Origin of the sequence: Bacillus sp. SB49, assembly GCF_000469135.2 — a bacterium.
GTDB lineage: Bacteria > Bacillota > Bacilli > Bacillales > Halobacillaceae > Halobacillus.
Map to the genome: position 1 here is coordinate 75,978 of NZ_CP048117.1, position 22,325 is coordinate 98,302.

General features: G+C 47.0%; 23 protein-coding genes and 3 rRNA genes. 25 read left to right on the forward strand and 1 reads right to left on the reverse strand.

Translation table 11 applies throughout. From position 1 onward, the window contains the following. Positions 1-24 precede the first annotated feature (24 nt). The 18 genes from M662_RS00390 to rsmI all read left to right on the forward strand — a co-directional run bounded on the left by M662_RS00390 (position 25) and on the right by rsmI (position 14,284). The gene (locus tag M662_RS00390) at positions 25-342 is read left to right on the forward strand and encodes a YbaB/EbfC family nucleoid-associated protein (protein ID WP_008636093.1); all 318 of its coding nucleotides are present in this window, start codon (positions 25-27) and stop codon (positions 340-342) included. An 11-nt stretch (positions 343-353) separates the two neighbouring features. Next, entirely contained in the window at positions 354-950 is a 597-nt protein-coding gene (gene recR, locus M662_RS00395; protein ID WP_008636091.1) for a recombination mediator RecR, read from the forward strand. A gap of 4 nt (positions 951-954) precedes the next feature. Beyond that, positions 955-1,179: a YaaL family protein gene (locus tag M662_RS00400; protein WP_369815270.1), complete on the forward strand. Its 225-nt coding sequence runs from the start codon at positions 955-957 to the stop codon at positions 1,177-1,179. A 72-nt stretch (positions 1,180-1,251) separates the two neighbouring features. Next, positions 1,252-1,515, forward strand: a complete 264-nt coding sequence (locus M662_RS00405) for a pro-sigmaK processing inhibitor BofA family protein (protein WP_008636086.1) — start codon at positions 1,252-1,254, stop codon at positions 1,513-1,515. Positions 1,516-1,881: 366 nt separating this feature from the next. Next, positions 1,882-3,445, forward strand: a 16S ribosomal RNA gene (locus tag M662_RS00410). 182 nt (positions 3,446-3,627) lie between these two features. Then, positions 3,628-6,546: ribosomal RNA gene (locus M662_RS00415) — 23S ribosomal RNA — on the forward strand. A gap of 87 nt (positions 6,547-6,633) precedes the next feature. Next, a 5S ribosomal RNA gene (rrf, locus tag M662_RS00420) occupies positions 6,634-6,747 on the forward strand. The 16S, 23S and 5S rRNA genes sit together here, the layout of an rRNA operon. 163 nt (positions 6,748-6,910) lie before the next feature. Next, positions 6,911-7,090, forward strand: coding sequence for a sigma factor G inhibitor Gin (locus M662_RS00425; protein ID WP_008633437.1), 180 nt, complete (start codon positions 6,911-6,913; stop codon positions 7,088-7,090). 139 nt (positions 7,091-7,229) lie between these two features. Then, the gene (locus tag M662_RS00430; RefSeq protein ID WP_026577071.1) at positions 7,230-8,657 is read left to right on the forward strand and encodes an aminotransferase class I/II-fold pyridoxal phosphate-dependent enzyme; all 1,428 of its coding nucleotides are present in this window, start codon (positions 7,230-7,232) and stop codon (positions 8,655-8,657) included. A 2-nt stretch (positions 8,658-8,659) separates the two neighbouring features. Then, positions 8,660-9,292, forward strand: a complete 633-nt coding sequence (gene tmk, locus M662_RS00435; protein WP_026577070.1) for a dTMP kinase — start codon at positions 8,660-8,662, stop codon at positions 9,290-9,292. 53 nt (positions 9,293-9,345) lie between these two features. Beyond that, on the forward strand, positions 9,346-9,675 hold the full coding sequence (locus M662_RS00440; protein WP_008633442.1) for a cyclic-di-AMP receptor: 330 nt from the start codon (positions 9,346-9,348) through the stop codon (positions 9,673-9,675). Positions 9,676-9,693: 18 nt separating this feature from the next. Then, complete coding sequence (locus M662_RS00445) at positions 9,694-10,134, forward strand: YaaR family protein (RefSeq protein ID WP_026577069.1); 441 nt, start codon at positions 9,694-9,696, stop codon at positions 10,132-10,134. Positions 10,135-10,149: 15 nt separating this feature from the next. Next, positions 10,150-11,136, forward strand: coding sequence for a DNA polymerase III subunit delta' (gene holB, locus M662_RS00450; RefSeq protein ID WP_026577068.1), 987 nt, complete (start codon positions 10,150-10,152; stop codon positions 11,134-11,136). A gap of 7 nt (positions 11,137-11,143) precedes the next feature. Then, a complete protein-coding gene (locus M662_RS00455; protein WP_008633451.1) occupies positions 11,144-11,971 on the forward strand; it encodes a PSP1 domain-containing protein in 828 nt (275 codons plus the stop codon). A gap of 15 nt (positions 11,972-11,986) precedes the next feature. Further along, positions 11,987-12,334, forward strand: a complete 348-nt coding sequence (gene yabA, locus M662_RS00460; RefSeq protein ID WP_008633452.1) for a DNA replication initiation control protein YabA — start codon at positions 11,987-11,989, stop codon at positions 12,332-12,334. A gap of 76 nt (positions 12,335-12,410) precedes the next feature. Next, positions 12,411-13,154 (forward strand): tRNA1(Val) (adenine(37)-N6)-methyltransferase, encoded by a 744-nt coding sequence (locus M662_RS00465; RefSeq protein ID WP_026577067.1) that lies wholly within the window; start codon positions 12,411-12,413, stop codon positions 13,152-13,154. After that, positions 13,144-13,443 carry a GIY-YIG nuclease family protein gene (locus M662_RS00470; RefSeq protein WP_026577066.1) on the forward strand — a complete coding sequence of 100 codons (300 nt, stop codon included), beginning with the start codon at positions 13,144-13,146 and terminating at the stop codon, positions 13,441-13,443. Before M662_RS00465 ends, M662_RS00470 begins: the two co-directional genes overlap by 11 nt. Further along, a complete protein-coding gene (gene rsmI, locus M662_RS00475) occupies positions 13,412-14,284 on the forward strand; it encodes a 16S rRNA (cytidine(1402)-2'-O)-methyltransferase (protein WP_026577065.1) in 873 nt (290 codons plus the stop codon). The genes M662_RS00470 and rsmI overlap by 32 nt, the downstream gene beginning before the upstream one ends. A gap of 108 nt (positions 14,285-14,392) precedes the next feature. On the opposite strand, the gene M662_RS00480 is transcribed toward rsmI, so the two are convergent. Further along, the gene (locus M662_RS00480; protein WP_008633460.1) at positions 14,393-14,668 is read right to left on the reverse strand and encodes a transition state genes transcriptional regulator AbrB; all 276 of its coding nucleotides are present in this window, start codon (positions 14,666-14,668) and stop codon (positions 14,393-14,395) included. Positions 14,669-15,085: 417 nt separating this feature from the next. Between M662_RS00480 and metG the strand changes: the two genes are divergently transcribed. From metG to veg, 7 genes are all read left to right on the forward strand, one after another. Continuing rightward, on the forward strand, positions 15,086-17,038 hold the full coding sequence (gene metG, locus M662_RS00485; protein ID WP_008633462.1) for a methionine--tRNA ligase: 1,953 nt from the start codon (positions 15,086-15,088) through the stop codon (positions 17,036-17,038). A gap of 67 nt (positions 17,039-17,105) precedes the next feature. Beyond that, positions 17,106-17,879 (forward strand): TatD family hydrolase, encoded by a 774-nt coding sequence (locus tag M662_RS00490; RefSeq protein ID WP_026577064.1) that lies wholly within the window; start codon positions 17,106-17,108, stop codon positions 17,877-17,879. 223 nt (positions 17,880-18,102) lie between these two features. Then, complete coding sequence (locus M662_RS00495) at positions 18,103-19,344, forward strand: G5 and 3D domain-containing protein (protein WP_026577063.1); 1,242 nt, start codon at positions 18,103-18,105, stop codon at positions 19,342-19,344. Positions 19,345-19,438: 94 nt separating this feature from the next. After that, the gene (gene rnmV, locus M662_RS00500) at positions 19,439-19,999 is read left to right on the forward strand and encodes a ribonuclease M5 (protein WP_008633465.1); all 561 of its coding nucleotides are present in this window, start codon (positions 19,439-19,441) and stop codon (positions 19,997-19,999) included. Next, positions 19,992-20,861, forward strand: a complete 870-nt coding sequence (rsmA, locus tag M662_RS00505) for a 16S rRNA (adenine(1518)-N(6)/adenine(1519)-N(6))-dimethyltransferase RsmA (protein ID WP_026577062.1) — start codon at positions 19,992-19,994, stop codon at positions 20,859-20,861. The genes rnmV and rsmA overlap by 8 nt, the downstream gene beginning before the upstream one ends. A gap of 72 nt (positions 20,862-20,933) precedes the next feature. After that, positions 20,934-21,806 (forward strand): sporulation peptidase YabG, encoded by an 873-nt coding sequence (gene yabG, locus M662_RS00510; RefSeq protein ID WP_008633469.1) that lies wholly within the window; start codon positions 20,934-20,936, stop codon positions 21,804-21,806. A gap of 196 nt (positions 21,807-22,002) precedes the next feature. Then, positions 22,003-22,263, forward strand: coding sequence for a biofilm formation stimulator Veg (gene veg / locus M662_RS00515; RefSeq protein WP_008633471.1), 261 nt, complete (start codon positions 22,003-22,005; stop codon positions 22,261-22,263). Positions 22,264-22,325 lie beyond the last annotated feature (62 nt).

A 22,325-nucleotide genomic window follows, 5' to 3' on the forward strand; every position in this document is an offset into this window, starting at 1 on the left:
AATGAACTAAAGGAGGAATGCCCCATGCGTGGTGGAGGAAATATGAATAATATGATGAAACAAATGCAGAAGATGCAGAAGAAAATGATGAAAGCTCAGGAAGAGCTCTATGAAATGACATTTGAAGCATCTGCCGGTGGTGGTATGGTGAAAGTCACAGCCAACGGTAAGAAAGAAGTGACAGACGTCGAGATCCATGAAGATGTTGTGGATCCTGATGACGTAGAAATGCTGCAGGATTTGATCATTGCCGCAACCAACGATGTGTTGAAGCAAGTCGATGAGAAAACGAATGACACGATGGGACAATTCACGAAAGGCATGCCTGGGGGAATGTTCTAGGAGGAGTTCTTATGTATTATCCGGAACCAATATCAAAACTGATCGACAGTTTTACGAAACTGCCGGGAATCGGTCCGAAAACGGCCGTTCGCCTGGCCTTTTTCGTTTTAGAAATGGAAGAAGACGATGTGCTTGATTTTGCGAAATCCCTCGTTAATGCGAAGAGGGAGTTGACCCATTGTACGGTTTGCGGACACATCACCGACCAAGACCCATGCTCTATCTGTCAGGACGAATCCAGAGATCAGACGCTTATCTGTGTCGTTCAGGATCCAAAAGACGTCATCGCCATGGAGAAAATGAAAGAATTCCGCGGGAAGTACCACGTACTTCACGGGGCGATTTCACCTATGGACGGTATTGGACCGGAAGACATCAACGTTCCAAGTCTGATTAATCGTCTGAAAGATGAAGGAATCGAAGAGCTGATCCTTGCGACGAACCCCAATATAGAAGGAGAAGCGACAGCGATGTATATTTCCAGGCTCGTAAAGCCTTCGGGAATTCGTATGACCAGAATCGCTCACGGCTTACCTGTGGGGGGAGACTTGGAGTACGCAGATGAAGTGACCTTATCCAAAGCGCTGGAAGGTCGGAGAGAACTGTAAAGAGGTGTTCCGATTGTTAGGGCGAAAAAATAAGATCAAAAAAGAGTTCGACCAGGATCTTCTTATTCATATAAAGAAGATGAAACAGGAATGGGAAACATTAAACAATATAATTGAACAAAGCATCGAACCTAGTGAAGAAGGTTTGAAGGATCTTGCTCTTTATAAAGCGAAATACTTCTACTTATTAAGAGAAGCACGTTACAGAGGAATCAACGCACTCTCTTAAAGGTGGTACTAACCCCTTATCCATGAACATACACTGTTTATAGAAACAGTTTACATGGATAGGGGGTTTTTTATGGATCCGGTGCTCGTTCTTCTATTATTGGGACTGGCTATACCGTTTCTGTTGATCATCGGTTTGCCTTCTTCACCGATAAAGTTTGCCGGACAAGCGGTTACGAAGTTGATCGTTGCTGTTATTCTGTTGTTCTTCGTCAACCTGTTCGGTGCCCAGTTCGGACTGCATGTTCCTATTAATGTCTTCACTGCTGCAGTTGCCACTATACTGGGCTTCCCCGGAGTAGTTTCCTTGGCGGCCATCCATATATGGGTACTATAGAAGGGAAGGGGGAGTAGCCCCTTCCCTTCTATTTATGTGTCCTTATGTATCTATGAATAGAAGTGTTTGAAAAGAATATAACTTTTTTTGAAAAAGGTATTGCAATAGATTTATAGCCATGATATATTATTACTTGTCGCGTTAAGAGAGCGGCGCACCGCACAGAACTTAACGAAACAAAATATAAAAAAGTTGTTGACGGAAACGAAACAACATGTTATATTAGTTAAGTCGCTGTTAAGCGGCAAACAACATTTTGATCTTTGAAAACTGAACGAACCAACCAGTACGTCAAACATTCTTTCTATTATATAGAGAGAATTCAAACAAGCACATTCGGTGTGCAAAATGAGCAAGTCAAACACTTTTATGGAGAGTTTGATCCTGGCTCAGGACGAACGCTGGCGGCGTGCCTAATACATGCAAGTCGAGCGCGGGAAGCGAGCTGATCCCTTCGGGGTGACGCTCGTGGAACGAGCGGCGGACGGGTGAGTAACACGTGGGCAACCTGCCTGTAAGATCGGGATAACTCCGGGAAACCGGGGCTAATACCGGGTAATACTTTCTTTCGCATGAAGGAAAGTTGAAAGATGGCTTCTCGCTATCACTTACAGATGGGCCCGCGGCGCATTAGCTAGTTGGTGAGGTAACGGCTCACCAAGGCGACGATGCGTAGCCGACCTGAGAGGGTGATCGGCCACACTGGGACTGAGACACGGCCCAGACTCCTACGGGAGGCAGCAGTAGGGAATCTTCCGCAATGGACGAAAGTCTGACGGAGCAACGCCGCGTGAACGATGAAGGTCTTCGGATCGTAAAGTTCTGTTGTTAGGGAAGAACAAGTACCGTGCGAATAGAGCGGTACCTTGACGGTACCTAACGAGGAAGCCCCGGCTAACTACGTGCCAGCAGCCGCGGTAATACGTAGGGGGCAAGCGTTGTCCGGAATTATTGGGCGTAAAGCGCGCGCAGGCGGTTCCTTAAGTCTGATGTGAAAGCCCACGGCTCAACCGTGGAGGGTCATTGGAAACTGGGGAACTTGAGGACAGAAGAGGAGAGTGGAATTCCACGTGTAGCGGTGAAATGCGTAGATATGTGGAGGAACACCAGTGGCGAAGGCGACTCTCTGGTCTGTTTCTGACGCTGAGGTGCGAAAGCGTGGGTAGCAAACAGGATTAGATACCCTGGTAGTCCACGCCGTAAACGATGAGTGCTAGGTGTTAGGGGGCTTCCACCCCTTAGTGCTGAAGTTAACGCATTAAGCACTCCGCCTGGGGAGTACGGCCGCAAGGCTGAAACTCAAAGGAATTGACGGGGGCCCGCACAAGCGGTGGAGCATGTGGTTTAATTCGAAGCAACGCGAAGAACCTTACCAGGTCTTGACATCCTTGGACCTCCCTAGAGATAGGGATTTCCCTTCGGGGACCAAGTGACAGGTGGTGCATGGTTGTCGTCAGCTCGTGTCGTGAGATGTTGGGTTAAGTCCCGCAACGAGCGCAACCCCTGATCTTAGTTGCCAGCATTCAGTTGGGCACTCTAAGGTGACTGCCGGTGACAAACCGGAGGAAGGCGGGGATGACGTCAAATCATCATGCCCCTTATGACCTGGGCTACACACGTGCTACAATGGATGGTACAAAGGGCAGCGAAGCCGCGAGGTGTAGCAAATCCCATAAAACCATTCTCAGTTCGGATTGCAGGCTGCAACTCGCCTGCATGAAGCCGGAATCGCTAGTAATCGCGGATCAGCATGCCGCGGTGAATACGTTCCCGGGCCTTGTACACACCGCCCGTCACACCACGAGAGTTGGTAACACCCGAAGTCGGTGAGGTAACCTTTTGGAGCCAGCCGCCGAAGGTGGGACCAATGATTGGGGTGAAGTCGTAACAAGGTAGCCGTATCGGAAGGTGCGGCTGGATCACCTCCTTTCTAAGGATTTAGAACGGAAGCGTACTTGGTTGGTTGTTCAGTTTTGAGAGATCGAAAGATTTCTCTGAACTACGTGAACCTTGAAAACTGGATAAGGAATCATCGTATCATCTAACGATGAAACGATTGATGACAAGACATCAAACATCGAAAGTTTTAAATAAACGTCTTTTCACGACGATAGTTAAGTGAATAAGGGCGCACGGTGGATGCCTTGGTACTAGGAGCCGATGAAGGACGGGACTAACACCGATATGCTCCGGCGAGCCGTAAGTAGGCTTTGACCCGGAGATTTCCGAATGGGGAAACCCACTGTTCGTAATGGAGCAGGATCTTATGCTGAATACATAGGTATAAGAAGGCAGACCCGGGGAACTGAAACATCTAAGTACCCGGAGGAAGAGAAAGCAAATGCGATTTCCCAAGTAGCGGCGAGCGAAACGGAATCAGCCCAAACCAAGAGGCTTGCCTCTTGGGGTTGTAGGACACTCCTTTGGAGTTACCAAGGAGGAAGGTAGATGAATCGATCTGGAACGATCAGCCAGAGCAGGTAACAGCCCTGTAGTCGAAACCTTTCTCCCTCCGGAGTGTATCCTGAGTACGGCGGAACACGTGAAATTCCGTCGGAATCCGGGAGGACCATCTCCCAAGGCTAAATACTCCCTAGTGACCGATAGTGAACCAGTACCGTGAGGGAAAGGTGAAAAGCACCCCGGAAGGGGAGTGAAAGAGATCCTGAAACCGTGTGCCTACAAGTAGTCAGAGCCCGTTAATGGGTGATGGCGTGCCTTTTGTAGAATGAACCGGCGAGTTACGACCGTATGCAAGGTTAAGCAGCAGAAGCGGAGCCGCAGCGAAAGCGAGTCTGAATAGGGCGAGTGAGTATGCGGTCGTAGACCCGAAACCGTGTGATCTACCCATGTCCAGGGTGAAGGTCAGGTAACACTGACTGGAGGCCCGAACCCACGCAAGTTGAAAATTGCGGGGATGAGGTGTGGGTAGGGGTGAAATGCCAATCGAACACGGAGATAGCTGGTTCTCTCCGAAATAGCTTTAGGGCTAGCCTCAGAATAGAAAGTCATGGAGGTAGAGCACTGATTGGACGAGGGGCCCCTATCGGGTTACCGAATTCAGTCAAACTCCGAATGCCATAGACTTTGTTCTGGGAGTCAGACTGTGGGTGATAAGGTTCATAGTCGAGAGGGAAACAGCCCAGACCGCCAGCTAAGGTCCCAAAGTGTGTGTTAAGTGGAAAAGGATGTGGAGTTGCTTAGACAACCAGGATGTTGGCTTAGAAGCAGCCATCATTTAAAGAGTGCGTAATAGCTCACTGGTCGAGTGACTCTGCGCCGAAAATGTACCGGGGCTAAACACACCACCGAAGCTGCGGATTGATCGTAGGATCAATGGTAGGAGAGCGTTCTAAGGGCCGTGAAGTCAGACCGTAAGGACTGGTGGAGCGCTTAGAAGTGAGAATGCCGGTATGAGTAGCGAAAAAAGAGTGAGAATCTCTTTCACCGAATGCCTAAGGTTTCCTGAGGAAGGCTCGTCCTCTCAGGGTTAGTCGGGACCTAAGCCGAGGCCGAAAGGCGTAGGCGATGGACAACAGGTTGATATTCCTGTACCACCTCCTTTCCGTTTGAACGACGGGGGGACGCAGGAGGATAAGGGGAGCGTGCCATTGGATGTGCACGTCCAAGCAGTGAGACGGTCGGATAGGCAAATCCGTCCGGCATAACGTCAAGCTGTGATGGGGAGGGAACTATAGTACCGAAGCTCCTGAGTTCACACTGCCAAGAAAATCCTCTAGTGAGGAAAGAGGTGCCCGTACCGCAAACCGACACAGGTAGGCGAGGAGAGGATCCTAAGGTGAGCGGGAGAACTCTCGTTAAGGAACTCGGCAAAATGACCCCGTAACTTCGGGAGAAGGGGTGCTCCTCTGCCGAGGAGCCGCAGTGAAAAGGCCCAAGCGACTGTTTACCAAAAACACAGGTCTCTGCGAAGCCGTAAGGCGAAGTATAGGGGCTGACACCTGCCCGGTGCTGGAAGGTTAAGGGGATGCGTTAGCGTAAGCGAAGCGTTGAACCGAAGCCCCAGTAAACGGCGGCCGTAACTATAACGGTCCTAAGGTAGCGAAATTCCTTGTCGGGTAAGTTCCGACCCGCACGAAAGGTGCAACGACTTGGGCACTGTCTCAACGAGAGACCCGGTGAAATTATACTATGTGTGAAGATGCACATTACCCGCGACAGGACGGAAAGACCCCGTGGAGCTTTACTGTAGCCTGATATTGAATGTTGGTACAGCTTGTACAGGATAGGTAGGAGCCTTAGAATCCGGAGCGCTAGCTTCGGTGGAGGCGCTGGTGGGATACTACCCTGGCTGTACGGACATTCTAACCCAGGACCGTGATCCGGTCCGGAGACAGTGTCAGGTGGGCAGTTTGACTGGGGCGGTCGCCTCCCAAAGAGTAACGGAGGCGCCCAAAGGTTCCCTCAGAATGGTTGGAAATCATTCGCAGAGTGTAAAGGCACAAGGGAGCTTGACTGCGAGACCTACAAGTCGAGCAGGGACGAAAGTCGGGCTTAGTGATCCGGCGGTACCGCATGGAAGGGCCGTCGCTCAACGGATAAAAGCTACCCCGGGGATAACAGGCTTATCTCCCCCAAGAGTCCACATCGACGGGGAGGTTTGGCACCTCGATGTCGGCTCATCGCATCCTGGGGCTGTAGTAGGTCCCAAGGGTTGGGCTGTTCGCCCATTAAAGCGGTACGCGAGCTGGGTTCAGAACGTCGTGAGACAGTTCGGTCCCTATCCGTCGTGGGCGTTGGAAATTTGAAAGGAGCTGTCCTTAGTACGAGAGGACCGGGATGGACACACCGCTGGTGTACCAGTTGTTCCGCCAGGAGCATAGCTGGGTAGCTACGTGTGGTCGGGATAAGTGCTGAAAGCATCTAAGCATGAAGACCCCCTTGAGATGAGATTTCCCTTTGCCTTCGAGCAAATAAGATCCCTCAGAGACGATGAGGTTGATAGGTCCGAGGTGGAAGCGTGGTGACACGTGGAGCTGACGGATACTAATGGATCGATGACTTATCTATCTGATCAAATGATCGCGTGAAAAACGTTTCTTTCGATAAAGATGTTTCCTTATCCAGTTTTGAGGGTTTACCTCATTCATATATAGATGTGGTGGTGAAGGCGAAGAGGTCACACCTGTTCCCATGCCGAACACAGCAGTTAAGCTCTTCAGCGCCGATGGTAGTCGGGTAGATCCCCGTGAGAGTAGGACGCTGCCACGTCTCTTTGAAACCCCTTCAGGTTATCCTGGAGGGGTTTTGTGTATCCTTCGTGTGCTTTCTTTCTATCTAGTACTTCTTCTTTTTGAAAAGAGATGTATATTATTCGTAGTTTCGGAGAAACTAGAGTTAAGGATATGGAAAGTAACAGGGGAGGGAAATCAAAATGGCTAAGCATGAGTGCAGCATATGTTCAAAAGAAACGAGTGAAGGAATTTACTTGTTGAAAGTTTACATTTGTCCGTCCTGTGAAGCAGAAATGATTGAGACGCCGGCAGATGATCCAAGGTATGAGTATTTTGTAAAACAAATGTCCAAAGCGCAGCGTTCGATGATTCCTTCTTGAAAAGAGTGCCTGGTATATGGGTCTTATAAAAAAATAATAAGGGTATTTCAGCTTATTTAAGATATAACCAACCCTTCTACTAATCCATTGATTGTAGAAGGGTTTTTTTGTACGCTTTCTATTGGAAGAGGTGGAGTAAATGAATGATTATAAACGGGCTCCTCTATATGAGGCCCTTCAAGCAAATATAGACCGGGATCCAATGTCGTTTCATGTCCCCGGGCATAAATATGGAAGGATTTTCCCGGGAGAAGCGGAAGGTATCCTGCCATCAACTCTAAGGATCGACGCTACGGAGGTAAGCAGTTTGGATGATCTGCATGCACCGGAAGGGGTCATAAAAGAAGCACAGCACTTAGCAGCTTCTTTTTTTAGAAGTGATGAAACATTTTTCCTTGTTAATGGAACGACGGTTGGGAATCTGGCTATGATTCACGCGGTCTGTAAGCCGGGGGAAAAACTTATTGTCCAACGGAATTGTCATAAATCCGTTTGGAACGGCTTGGAGCTTGCGAATGCATCCCCGGTGGTAATAAGTCCCGCGTATGAGAAAGAAACAGGACGATACAGCAGCATAACTCCGTCCAGCATTGAGCAGGCGTTGAAAGAGCACCCGGACAGCAAAGGTGTGTTATTGACGTATCCCGACTATTTCGGCCGTGCTTACGATTTGAAGGAGATTGCCCGGGTTGTTCACAGCAAAGGTGTACCTTTACTCATTGATGAGGCGCACGGGGTTCATTTTCATTTAGGTGATCCAATGCCTGTTCCTGCACTGGAAGCAGGGGCAGATGTCGTCGTTCAGTCTGCTCATAAAATGGCTCCTGCGATGACGATGGCCTCTTATATGCATGTCCAAGGGAAAAGGGTGGATAAATACGTATTGCGTTATTACCTGCAAATGCTTCAATCAAGCAGCCCATCTTACCCATTGATGGCAAGCTTGGATCTCGCCCGGAAGTTCTTATCTACTTGGAGAGAAGAAGAAAGAGAAGCCGGTTTGCATTGGGCGGTGCAGGTACGGGATGTCTTTCAATCCTCCCCCTATTGGCATGTCCTGCAGCAGGGTCCAAGGGATGATCCATTTAAGATTACATTGGAACCCGCTGAAGGGAGCGGATTCGAACTTGCTGAGGCGTTGGAGAAAGAGGGAATCGTGCCGGAGCTCGCTACGAGCAGACAGGTCCTGCTTATTCTAGGATTGCGTCCTCATTTCTCTCTTCGAGAGTTAAAGGAACGTATTGGGAAAGTAGATTCCGCATTAAAAAAGGCCCCCGGGCGTGCTACAATAGCAGAAGAACAAATTACGTTTCCACCAATCCAAACCTTAGAGATGCGGTATACAGAAATGCGGGATAGAAAGCAGGAACGGGCAGTTTTGGAAGATGCAGTGGGCTTAATCGCCGCAGAGGCGGTCATTCCTTATCCGCCTGGTATTCCGATCCTCATGAAAGGAGAGCGGATCATGGAGGCCCATGTATCAGAAATCCGCCGCCTTCTATCGCTGGGGGCGCGTTTTCATAATGTAGGAATGGAAGATGGGATACGAGTGTTTAAAGGAGAATGAACGTGAAGGGATTGTTTGTAACATTCGAAGGTGGAGAAGGAGCAGGAAAATCCTCCATCCTTCGCGAAGTAGGCAGAGAGCTGCGTGATCAGGGATATGCAGTTCTAGAGACAAGAGAACCCGGGGGTATCCGGATTGCAGAAGAAATTAGAAAGGTAATACTTAATCCTGCCCATACAGAAATGGATGCAAGGACAGAAGCTTTATTATATGCTGCAGCAAGAAGGCAGCACCTGATCGAGAAAGTCCTCCCTGCTTTAGAGCGGGGAGAGGTTGTTCTATGTGACCGCTTCATTGATTCGAGTCTGGCCTACCAAGGTGCGGCCCGCGGCCTCGGGATGGAAGAAGTCTATGACATCAACAAATTTGCCATTGATGATCACATGCCGGACCTTACCCTGCTGTTTGATATTGAACCGGAGCAGGGTCTTTCGAGAATCGAAGCTAATGAGGGAAGAGAGCAGAATCGACTTGACTTGGAACATATCGCTTTCCATAAGACAGTCAGGGACGCCTATCATAAGCTTGCAGAAGCTCATAAACAACGCATTAAGGTCATTGACGCTGGAAAATCCTTCGAAGAGGTAAGAAATAGTGTCCAACGTGTGTTGGACAGTTTTTTGACTTCCTCATAAGATTCCATCATTTGTTATACTATAGATAACACCCGATAGGAGGGGTTTTGCTTATGAAAATGATTATTGCTGTTGTTCAGGATAAAGATAGCAACCGCTTGACGAATGCGTTAGCGGAAAACGATATAAAGACAACAAAACTTTCAACGACAGGCGGTTTCCTTCGGGAGGGGAATACGACATTCATGATCGGCTGTGATGATGATCAGGTTGATCCGACACTGGATATCATTCGAAAGAATTGCAGCCAAAGAGAGCAGATGATTGCACCGATCTCCCCTATGGGAGGAAATGCCGATTCCTATATACCGAAGCCTGTCAAAGTGGAAGTCGGCGGTGCGACGGTATTTGTCCTTCCCGTCGAATCATTTTTCCATTTTTAATTCAGGAAGGATACTCGTATGAAAATTACGCAGGATGTACGTACGCAGGTGGATGGAGCAGGGAAACAGATGGTTCCGTCCGGGAAGGCTAAGTCTAGTTTCCACAGCGTCATTCAAACGAAGACCGAGCAGCTGCAGCAGACCCAGCTGAACCATTTGATGTCGACGATTGCGTCGCAGGGGGACCGCGTGGCCCGCTCCCGCTCCTTCCGTGATTTAGCGAAATATAAGCGTTTGGTCCGTGATTTCCTGAAGGAATCAGTCAGTTACGGTTATCAAAAGAAACAATCACACAGTTGGAACCTCCACGGACAGACGAGGAAGCTCACTATCGTCGAAACGGTTGACGAAAAACTGGTGGAGCTTACCGAGGCTGTCATGGATCAAGAATCCAACTCTATTGATTTGCTGAGCTTGATCGGTGAAATCAAAGGTCTGCTCATCAATTTATATACGTAAGGACGGAAAAGCCATATGCAGACTTGGACAACTATGCAAGAGATCCAGCCTTTGGCGGCACAAATGTTAAGAAACAGCTTTAAGAAAGACCGCATTTCCCATGCCTATCTGTTCCAGGGAAGTAAAGGGACAGGCAAAAAGGAGATGAGTCTTCTATTTGCGAAGAGCATCTTCTGTAAACAGAGGGAAGGTCCGGAACCCTGCCAGAACTGCCGGGACTGCCACAGAATCGATTCTGGAAACCACCCGGACCTTCACTGGATTGAACCAGACGGCCAATCCATTAAGAAAGAACAGATCCTTCATCTGCAGAAGGAGTTCGCCTATACCGGTATGGAATCCAACCGGAAAGTTTACATTATTGTGGATGCAGATAAGATGACCGTCAATGCGTCAAACAGGCTGTTGAAGTTCCTGGAAGAGCCCAGCCAGCAGACGACAGCGATGCTGTTGACAGAAAGCGGGCAGACGATATTGGATACGATTCGTTCCCGATGCCAGCTCCTCGCTTTTCAACCGCTCAATCCTCACAATGTCGAGAAAAAATTAATCCAAGAAGGCGTTTCCGCATCCAATGCCAGGCTGCTCGCTTCTTTGACGAATAATTTAAGTGAAGCGCTCGATATGAATAATGATGAGTGGTTTGCGCAGGTGCGAAAACTAGTGATACAATTAGTTGAAGTGCTTCAAAATAAACCAAATGAAGGACTTTTGTTTATCAACCATCAGTGGATGCCTCATTTTAAAGAACGCGTTCAGCTGCAACGTGGGCTAGACGTCTTGATGCTTTGGTTCCAGGATGTTATCAACCTATTTTTGGACCGGGAAGAATCCATCGTTTTCATGACAGAGAAAGAGAAATTGAACCAAGCGAGTATGCGGTGGTCCCGTCAGTCAGCTGCTAACTGCTTGTCTGAAATACTTGAGGCGAAACGAAAGATAAATCAAAATGTCCATCCTAATTTAGTGATGGAACAACTTACCCTTCAACTACAGAGGTGATGATCGAATGATCGAAGTTGTAGGTGTCCGATTTAAACAGGCGGGTAAGGTATATTATTTCGATCCAGGCGGAATCCGTATGACGACGGAAGATTATGTCATCGTCGAAACGGTCCGTGGGATTGAGTTCGGGAAAGTTGTCATTGCTAATAAATCCATAGATGAAGAAGACGTTGTTTTACCTCTCAAGAAGGTCATCCGGCTTGCAGATGATAAAGATAAAGTAACGGTGGATGAAAACAAAGATAACGCTTTCCAAGCCTACCGCGTTTGTGAGAAGAAAATTCAAGAACATAAATTGGACATGAATCTTGTCGATGTGGAATATACGTTTGATCGTAATAAAGTGATTTTTTATTTTACAGCCGATGGACGCGTGGATTTCCGTACGCTTGTAAAGGATCTGGCATCCGTATTTAAGACACGGATTGAGCTCCGCCAGATCGGTGTGAGGGATGAAGCGAAAATGCTCGGCGGCATCGGCCCGTGTGGCCGGATGTTATGTTGTTCGACGTTTCTAGGAGATTTTGAACCGGTATCCATTAAGATGGCTAAAGATCAGAATCTATCGTTGAATCCAGCGAAAATTTCCGGATTGTGCGGCCGCTTAATGTGTTGTCTCAAATATGAGAATGATGATTATGAACATGCGAAGAAAGAGCTTCCAGACCTTGGTGAAAGTATTGCGACTTCTGTCGGCAAGGGCAAAGTTGTCGGGCTGAACATGCTGGAACGGCTGATCCAGGTCGAATTCCGCGATCAAGAGCGGGTATTGGAATACTCTTTGCAAGAGCTGATTGACGAAGGAGTCCTTCAAGCAGAAGCTTCAGAATAAAGGGTGGAGTCAAGCGTGAACAAGAAAGCCATTTTTGAACAAGTATCCCATTTTGAAAGTCAGATCGGCGAGCTGTATGAACAGCTGGGCGATTTAAAAAAGCAGCTTGCCTATTTGTTGGAGGAGAACCAGCACTTATCGCTTGAGAATCATCATTTGCGGCAACGACTAGAGAAAGAAAATGAGAAAGAACAGACAGCTTCCTCCCCCTCTAAACAGGAAAAGGGCGCCGTCGTCGGTGAAGGTTATGACAACCTCGCCAGGCTTTACGAAGAAGGCTTTCATATTTGTAATTTGCATTTTGGCAGCCCGAGAGACGAAGACTGCTTGTTCTGTCTATCATTCTTAAATAAAAAGAAATAATTCCAGGTCCAAGCCTTTCCTTGCTCGTCCGAGGAAGGGCTGTCTTTATATAGAAGGAAGAAAGGGTTAGAGGAAGATGGTTTCATTATATGGTGATGAACGGATAGACTATTTGTTAGCAAAGAAAGATAAACGAATCATTCAAAGTCCCAGTGTTTTCGCCTTTTCTCTTGATGCGGTCATGCTTGCGCATTTCACCTATGTTCCGAAAACGAGAGGAAAGATTTTAGATCTTTGTACTGGGAATGGCGTCATCCCCCTTTTCTTATCTACTAGATCGAGCGTGCCGATTACGGGGGTGGAAATCCAGGAGCGGCTTTACGATATGGCGGTAAGGAATATCGAATTGAACGGGCTTGAAGATCAACTGGAGATGATTCATGGGGATCTGAAAGACATGCCGGCCTATTATGGGAACAATAAATTTGATTTGGTGACGTGCAATCCACCATACTTCCCAACGCCGAAGAAAGAAGAGCAGAATGACAATGAGCATCTGACCATTGCGCGGCACGAAATATACTGCACGCTGGAAGATGTCGTACAAGCGTGCAGCAAGCTGACTAAATCCGGAGGGAAAGTCTCTATGGTCCATCGGCCGGACAGAATGGTGGAAATCATTGAGTTGTTCAAGAAATATAAACTGGAACCGAAACGAATGCAGCTCGTATATCCGAAAGCAGGAAAAGAAGCGAATATTCTGTTGGTGGAAGGAGTAAGAGACGGGAAGCCTGGTCTCAAGATTCTCCCGCCGTTCTACGCTTTAAAGGATGACGGCTCCTACACGGATGAATTGAGGGAGATCCTTGATGGAGAATGAGCACTGTGTTTATATGCTCCGCTGCAAGGACGATACACTATATACCGGTTATACAAACAACTTGTCCGCCCGCCTGGAGAAGCATCGTGCCGGTAAGGGGGCAAAATACACTCGCGGCCGCGGCCCGCTTCTCCTCGAGGCATTTGAATCTTATGAAAGCAGAGGCGAGGCACTTCGTGAAGAATATCGTTTGAAGCAGTTGTCGAAGGGCGAGAAGGAAGCGTGGATCACAGAGCGGAAAGCGAGGATGGATGACTATGAACATACAGAAAAGTTTCGAAAACCATGAAACCGGCACACTTTATATCGTTCCTACTCCTATTGGGAACTTGGAGGATATGACGTTCCGGGCGGTCCGGGTCTTGAAAGAAGTAGAGGCAATCGGTGCAGAAGACACGCGCAATACGAAAAAACTGCTTAATCATTTCGACATCGACACATCGCTTGTCAGCTATCATGAACACAATAAACAGACAAGAGGTCCTCAACTGATTGAGCGTCTGACTGCCGGAGAAGACCTGGCTGTGGTGAGTGATGCAGGTATGCCGGGAATTTCTGACCCAGGTACAGATTTGGTGCGATTGGCTGTGGAAGCAGCAGTACCCGTCGTCGTACTGCCGGGAGCAAACGCGGCACTGCCGGCTTTAGCAGGTTCCGGCCTGCCTACAGAAGAATTCCATTTTTGTGGCTTTTTGCCACGAAAAAAGAAAGATCGTAAAGTGGTTGTGGATCGTCTGAAAACAATGGAAGCAACACTAATCTTCTACGAATCTCCCCACCGTTTAAAAGAGATGCTTGCTCATCTATACGAATTGCTTGGTGCACGTCCGGCCGCCCTGGCACGTGAATTATCCAAGCGGTATGAGGAATATGCGCGCGGTACGCTGGAAGAGTTAAGCGGCTGGGTTCAGGAACAGGAGCTCCGCGGCGAATTCGTTGTGCTTGTGGAGGGAACGGATGAAGCGGTCACAGAGGATCAATTGTGGTGGTCGGCAATGTCTTTAGTCGAACATGTCGAATACTATATTAGAAAAGAGAATAAAAAGAACAAAGATGCCATCAAACAGACAGCCCTCGATCGGAAAATCCCGAAACGGGATGTGTATCAGGCCTATCATATCGAGGATTAATAAAGAATCCCTTACTGTACTACAGTAAGGGATTTGTTTGAACATATGTCTTGTTGATCTGTTTCTTTGTAACCAGTTGTCGTCTTTTTGTTTTTATCTCTATAATAATTATTTAAGGTTGTCTTGTAGCTCTTGAAGAAGGATTTGTGCGCCTTCTTTGCTAAGGACGAGGTTGCCATTGGCCAGTTTCATATTGTCATCTGAAACTTCCCCTGTCACCTGACATGTCATGTTCGGCTTGTACTTTTTAAGGACGATACGATCATCATCAACATAAATTTCCAATGCGTCTTTTTCGTTGATTCCCAATGTGCGGCGAAGTTCGATCGGGATTACTACACGACCTAGTTCGTCGACTTTACGTACGATACCTGTAGATTTCATTTTTCTGTCTCCCCTCAATCAAAAGTTTAAAATCGTCAATATTCGACATATGTCTCGACATAATAGTACCAACCATTCCCAGACGTGTCAATTACTAATAACCGATTTTTCTTTTCCAGCATTTAATACATCGTGGGGTATAACGATATCCTTTCATTTCAGGGTATTAGCCGAATTAAAGCTGTATTTCTAATGCTCCTTATGTTCCAAAATTGGTTAGTTTATCCATGGATGTATGGACAAGTTTTTTTACTGTAGTCATGACAGTTGTGGAATTCGACAAATCCAATCTTTGACAGTTTCGACTTTTGTTCGGTATATTTTAATGTTAGGAATGGAAATAAAGTAAATAAATCGATAGAATGTTAACATGGCCGTTTTCGGCATGAGAATGGAAGATTTTTAGGAGGGAACAGCATGGCTGAGGATAAGAACACCTTTTACATCACCACACCTATTTATTACCCAAGTGGGAATTTGCATATCGGACATGCGTATACGACTGTTGCCGGAGATGCAATGGCGAGATACAAACGTCTGCAGGGATACGAGGTCATGTACTTGACTGGAACGGACGAGCATGGGCAGAAGATCCAGCGGAAAGCGGAGGAAAAAGGCGTTTCCCCGCAGGAATATGTCGATGATATTGTGAGCGGAATTAAGCAGTTATGGGACAAACTCGACATTTCTTATGATGATTTCATCCGTACGACAGAGAACCGTCATAAAGAAGTTGTTGCAAAGATTTTTGACTACTTGAAGAACAAAGGGGATATCTACCTGGATCAGTACGAAGGATGGTACTGCACACCTTGTGAATCCTTCTTCACCGAACGTCAGCTGGAAGACGGCAAATGTCCGGACTGTGGCGGTGACGTTGAAAAAGTAAAAGAAGAATCTTACTTCTTTAAGATGAGTAAATATGTCGATCAGTTGTTGGAATTCTATGAACAGAATCCGACGTTCATTCAGCCGGAAAGCCGCAAAAATGAAATGATCAATAACTTCATTAAGCCGGGATTAGAAGATTTGGCCGTATCACGTACGACATTTGACTGGGGGATTGGCGTACCTGGTAATGAGAAGCACGTCATCTATGTTTGGATCGACGCCCTGACGAACTATATTACTGCACTGGGTTACGACAGTGAAGATGACAGCCGTTACCAGAAATTCTGGCCGGCAGATGTGCAGCTTGTCGGGAAAGAAATTGTTCGTTTCCATACCATCTATTGGCCGATTATGTTGATGGCGCTCGATCTTCCGCTGCCGAAGAAAGTATTCGCACACGGTTGGATTCTTATGAAGGACGGAAAGATGTCCAAATCCAAAGGAAACGTCGTCGATCCTGTCGAACTCAGCGATCGTTACGGTCTTGATGCGCTTCGTTACTACCTTCTTCGAGAAGTTCCATTCGGTTCAGATGGTGTATTTACACCAGAGGCTTTCGTGGAGCGTACCAACTATGACCTTGCGAACGACCTTGGAAACCTGCTGAATCGTACAGTCGCGATGATCAGCAAATACTTCGATGGGGAAATCCCGGCATTAACCCTTGGGGAAGATGCATTCGATCAAAGTTTGGAACAGCTTGCTGCGGATACGAAAAACGCGGTGGAAACATCCCTTGAAAACATGGAATTCTCTGTTGCTCTTGCAGACCTGTGGAAGTTCATCAGCCGTACGAATAAATACATTGATGAAACACAGCCGTGGGTGCTGGCGAAAGATGAGAGTAAGCGCGACCGCCTTGGAAATGTAATGGCTCACCTGGCAGAGTCACTACGCCAAATCGCCGTCATGCTTCAACCTTTCCTCACACGTACACCGGATCGTATGTTCCAGCAGCTTGGTATTGAAGGGGAAGCTGGGAAAGCATGGGCCAGTTTGGAAAGCTTCGGTGCTGTTCCGGCGGGTACACACGTAGCCAAAGGTGAACCAATCTTCCCTCGTCTGGATGCAGAAGAGGAAACACAAGCGATTAAAGACATGATGAAATCTTCTGCTCCGAAAGAAGAGAAGAAGGTCGAGAAGGAAGAGAAAATAGAAGAAGTCACCATCGATGACTTCATGAAGTTGGACTTCCGTGTTGCAGAAGTGACGAAGGTGGACAAAGTGAAGAAAGCCGATAAGCTGCTGAAGATTCAATTGGATCTCGGTTATGAGCAGCGCCAGGTTGTTTCTGGAATTGCAGAACATTATACACCGGAACAATTGGTGGGCAAGAAGGTCATTTGTGTCGCTAACCTGAAGCCTGTCAAACTTCGCGGAGAGCTTTCTCAAGGAATGATCCTTGCCGGAGAAGACGAAGGCAAGCTTGCCCTCGCTTCTGTAGATCAAACACTTGCGAACGGAACGAAAGTGAAATAACAAGAGGAAAAAAGGGGAAGCATCCATACAGCTTTCCCTTTTTTTCAATAGGAAAGGTGGAATAGACATGCTCTTTGACACGCATGTACATTTGAACGCAGATCAGTTTGAAGAGGATTTAGAAGCGACGATCGAGCGGGCACGTGAAGCAGGGGTCACGTATATGACGGTCGTTGGCTTCGACCGGGTGACGATTCCAAAAGCGTTGGAAATCGCTGAGAATCACGAACATATCTATGCTGCGGTCGGATGGCACCCGGTCGATGCCGTTGATATGACAGAGGAGGATCTGGAGTGGATTGAATCGCTTACCGATCATCCCAAAGTCGTGGCTCTCGGCGAGATGGGGCTCGACTATCATTGGGACAAGTCTCCGGCGGAAGTCCAGAAAGAAGTATTCCGTAAACAGATCCGTCTTGCGAAGAAGGTAAAGATGCCCATCATCATTCATAACCGGGAAGCGACGGACGATATCGTCGAAATACTGAAAGAAGAGAATGCAGCGGAAGTGGGCGGCATCATGCATTGTTACAGTGGACCTGCTGACATCGCCAAAGAATGTATTGAGATGAATTTCATGATTTCACTCGGTGGACCTGTTACATTCAAAAATGCGAAACTGCCTAAAGAGGTCGCTAAAGCTGTTGACCTGGAGCACCTTCTTATTGAGACGGACTGTCCGTTTCTCGCTCCCCACCCGAACCGTGGAAAGCGCAATGAGCCTGCTTATGTCAAGCTTGTGGCTGAACAGATTGCGGATTTGAAGGAGCTGACTTATGAGGAAGTCAGTGAAGCGACAACAGCCAACGCGCTTCGGTTCTTCGGCATAGAATCAAAGTAAAATTGTGTCATGATTGTTACAAAACAGATGCAATTGTTTAGGAACTGTAATATGTTTGTTATGTTAATTGTCTAGGTATAATAGCATAATGTAAGAAGTCAGTGATTCTATCATCTGACTTCTTTTTTTATGACAGGAAAATGTTGTGAAAAAAGCAGTCCGTTTGACATCGAATCTATGTCTGACTAGAATAGAACGCATGCTTTTGAAAGGAGGATGAAGGATGAACAAGGAAAAAGTGACTAAATCCATTTATATTTGGGTCGCCGCCGTATCCGTCCTGTGCATCACTTTTTTAGTAATGGCTTCCTATGAATTTACTAAAAAGCCTGTACAAGTGTCTCAAAACGGACAGAAAGAAATAATTCGCACTCATGCCAATACTGTTAAAGAACTTATGTCCGAAATGGGAATTACTGTACACCAGCATGATGAACTATCCCATAAGTTATCCGATCCGATTGAACGTGGTATGGATGTAAACTACATAGCATCGAAGCGTATTCAATTAGCCATTGATCGTTCCAATACAGAACAATACAACACGACAGCCTCTACAGTAGGTGAATTCTTCGACGAACAAGGTCTGGAGTTCCAAGAACGGGACGAGGTGTCTCATGACTTAGCAGCACCGATCGAACAAGGGATGGATATTGAAGTACAGAAAGCATTCCAAGTGACCCTCCATGATGGGGGAGAAAAAGAGAAGATATGGACAACCGCTACAACTGTCGGAGACTTACTGAAAGATCAGCAGGTTGAACTCAGCGACCTTGATCAGTTGAACGTTTCCGAGGAGGAAATCGTCAAGGCAGACACTCCTATCAAAATTACCAGAATTGAGAAAATGACGGACACTGTAGAAGAAGATATGGAGTATGCGGTGGAAACAAGGCGGGACGAGTCTCTGCCGAAAGGGGAAAGGAAAGTTCTTTCCTCCGGGGAAAACGGTCTCGTCACGAAAAAATATGAAGTCATTCTTGAGAACGGTGAAGAGAAAAGCCGAGAGCTGATAGAAGAAACGGTGCAGAAGGAAAGCAGGAAAGAGATCATAGCACTCGGTACGAAAGTGGAGGAGGAAAAAGCGCCTGTAACGGTTGCTTCTGCTTCCTCTGATAAGAAGGAAGCTCGTGTTGTTCAAGCGTCAGCCAAACCTTCTAATAAGCAGGATGATACGAAGACGTTACAAATGCATGCGACTGCCTATACGGCAAATTGCGCCGGCTGTTCCGGTGTGACTGCTACAGGAATTGATTTGAAAGAGAATCCTGATAGAAAAGTTGTTGCCGTCGATCCTGATGTCATTCCACTCGGCAGCCGTGTGTGGGTAGAAGGGTATGGCACAGCCATTGCTGGAGATACCGGGGGAGCCATCGATGGGAAACGCATTGATTTATTCGTTCCATCGAAGAGTCAGGCCCACAGCTATGGGAGAAAACAAGTAACGGTCAAAATACTGGATTAAAGGAGACAGCAGAGGGGATACCTCTGCTTTTTTCGTCTGTAAACTCATGGTATGCTAGAAGAAGATGGACACGTACGTACAGGAGGATAAGGTATTGAAAATAAAAGAGGTGATCGTTGTTGAAGGGAAAGATGATACAGCGAAAATCAAAGCGGCTGTAGATGCAGATACGATCGAAACGAACGGCTCTGCCATCGATGAGGAAGTTCTCGACCGCATCAAACATGCCCAGTCAAAACGTGGCATTATCATTTTCACAGACCCTGATTATCCAGGGGAGCGAATCAGACATATAGTCGACCAGCATGTCCCGAATTGTAAGCATGCATTCCTTCCGAAGGACCAGGCGAGGGCCAAACGAGATAAAGGGATTGGTATCGAACATGCATCCATCCAGGATATCCGGACTGCCCTCTCATCGGTTTATGAACTGGTGGACGGGATAGAGGGAGAGATAACGAAGCAGGATTTGATCGATCTCGGACTGATCGGCGGCTCCCGATCGACGGATCTTAGAGAACAGCTGGGGCTGCATTTAAGAATTGGAAAGACTAATGGAAAACAACTGCTTAAGCGACTGAATATGTTCCACATCACGCCACAGCAATTGGGAGAAGCGATGAAGCAGATCATGCAGGAGGAAAATAATGAATAACAAAGCCATTGCAACACCTACACGCACGAAAGAAATATTGAAGAATTACGGTTTCTCCTTCAAGAAAAGCCTTGGTCAGAACTTCTTGATCGATGTGAACATCTTGACGAATATTATTGCAGAAGCAGGGATTGACGACACAACAGCAGCTATCGAAATCGGGCCTGGAATCGGCGCGTTGACAGAACAACTTGCAAGGCATGCCGACAAGGTTGTGGCGTTTGAGATAGACCAGCGCCTGCTTCCTATTCTGGGAGAGACGCTTTCCGAATATAACAATGTCCACATCATCAATGAAGATATCCTGAAAGCGGATGTTGCCGGGATGATTGAAGAACATTTTGAAGAAGGTCAGAAAATACGCGTCGTCGCAAACCTTCCCTATTACATTACGACACCGATCCTCATGAAGTTGTTGATGGATCGTCTGCCTGTAGACAGCATCACGGTCATGATTCAAAAAGAGGTTGCTGATCGGATGGCTGCGGAACCAAATACGAAAAGTTACGGCTCCCTTTCAATAGCTGTTCAATATTACACGAAGGCCAGGGTGGCACTGAACGTGCCGAAAACCGTCTTTATGCCACAGCCCAACGTAGATTCCTCTGTTCTTCATCTGGAGATGAGAGAAGAGCCGCCGGTTCATGTCGATGATGAGTCCTTCTTCTTTGATGTTGTAAAAGCTACTTTTGGTCAGCGCCGTAAAACATTGATGAACAACCTGGCAAGGCATTTTAAGGGGACATTAGATAAAGAAGAGATCCGAAGCCGCCTGGCAGAGGTGAACATCGATCCTCAGCGCAGGGGGGAATCTCTATCGATGGATGAATTCGCCTCCTTAGCTAACATTCTTTATAAATAACAGAATTCTGAAGGCACAAAGCCCACCTCTTCACATACACTACAGTAGTGTTTTGGAATGAGGTGGAGAGTTATGATAGCAAACGGAGATCTTGTAACACGGAAGTCCTATCGGCACGATATCATCTTCCGAGTGATGGCACAGGCTCAAACGGTTGTGAAGCTGATGGGCGAACATGTACGCCTTGAGGCTGATGCACCTCTCGATGACCTGGAAAAAGTAACAGGTGCAGCATACCACCGGATCAGAAATGAATATGAAGAGCAGGAAGCCTATTCTTACAGGCTTTTTCGTCAGGATTACCGATTGCTGAAAGAGAAAAGAGACGCAGAAGCGGGAACCGGATACACGAAGGAATCGGAGACGAACTATTTCCAACTGCCCCCCCGGATCCTTCATATTGACGGGGACCCGTTGTTTCTAAAGAAGTGTATTGCGCTGTATGAACAGCTCGGTCTTCAGGTACACGGCCAGTATCTGCATGAAAAAGAAATGCCTCACAAAGTGATGCCTCTTATCGAGAAGGTTCACCCTCAAATTGTGGTTCTTACAGGCCATGATGCATACTCAAAAGCTAAGGGGTCTATTCGAGCCCTTGACTCTTACAGACACTCCAAATATTTTGTAGAGGCCGTACGCAACATAAGGCAGAAGCACCCTAATTTCGATCAAATGGTCATTTTTGCAGGAGCCTGCCAGTCCCATTTTGAATCCATCATCCGGGCAGGAGCCAATTTCGCAAGTTCCCCGGCCCGCGTCAATATTCATGCGATCGATCCTGTTTATGTAGCTGCAAGGGTGGCATATACATCCTTTACAGAGCATATAAATGTATGGGAGGTCATCAGAAACACGATTAGTGGAGAAGATGGACTTGGCGGCGTGGAAACAAAAGGGCTGCTACGGATCGGAATGCCGTACACGAAGGATCAGGAAGAAGATTGACCGTTATCGAACGACGATAGCGGTTTTTCTTTTCCAAGGGGGTGTACATATTTTTCCTGTTAATGGATAACATAAACATCAACGCATTATTTACGTCATTCTATTGCAATGTGAAGCGGCTATTGGTATAATTAATAATTTTATTTGACTTTGTCCCTGTCTTATGGTAAACTAATCTTTAGTGAGGTGGAGTGCAGTGGCTAAAACATTAGTAGAAATTAAGCAATCCTTAGAAGGACAAATTGGCAAGCGTTTAACATTAAAGGCGAATGGCGGCCGTCGTAAGACGATTGAGCGTTCTGGAATTTTGGCAGAGACATATCCTGCCGTGTTCATTGTTGAACTTGACCAAGATGAAAATGCTTTTGAACGTGTATCGTACAGCTATGCAGATGTTCTTACAGAGACAGTCGAATTGAACTTCGACGACCTACAGACTATGGCTCTTGAGCAGTGAACCTTTCGTTTACTGCTTTTTTATTTTGTCTTTTTTTCCATGAAATATAAAAAGCGTTCCCA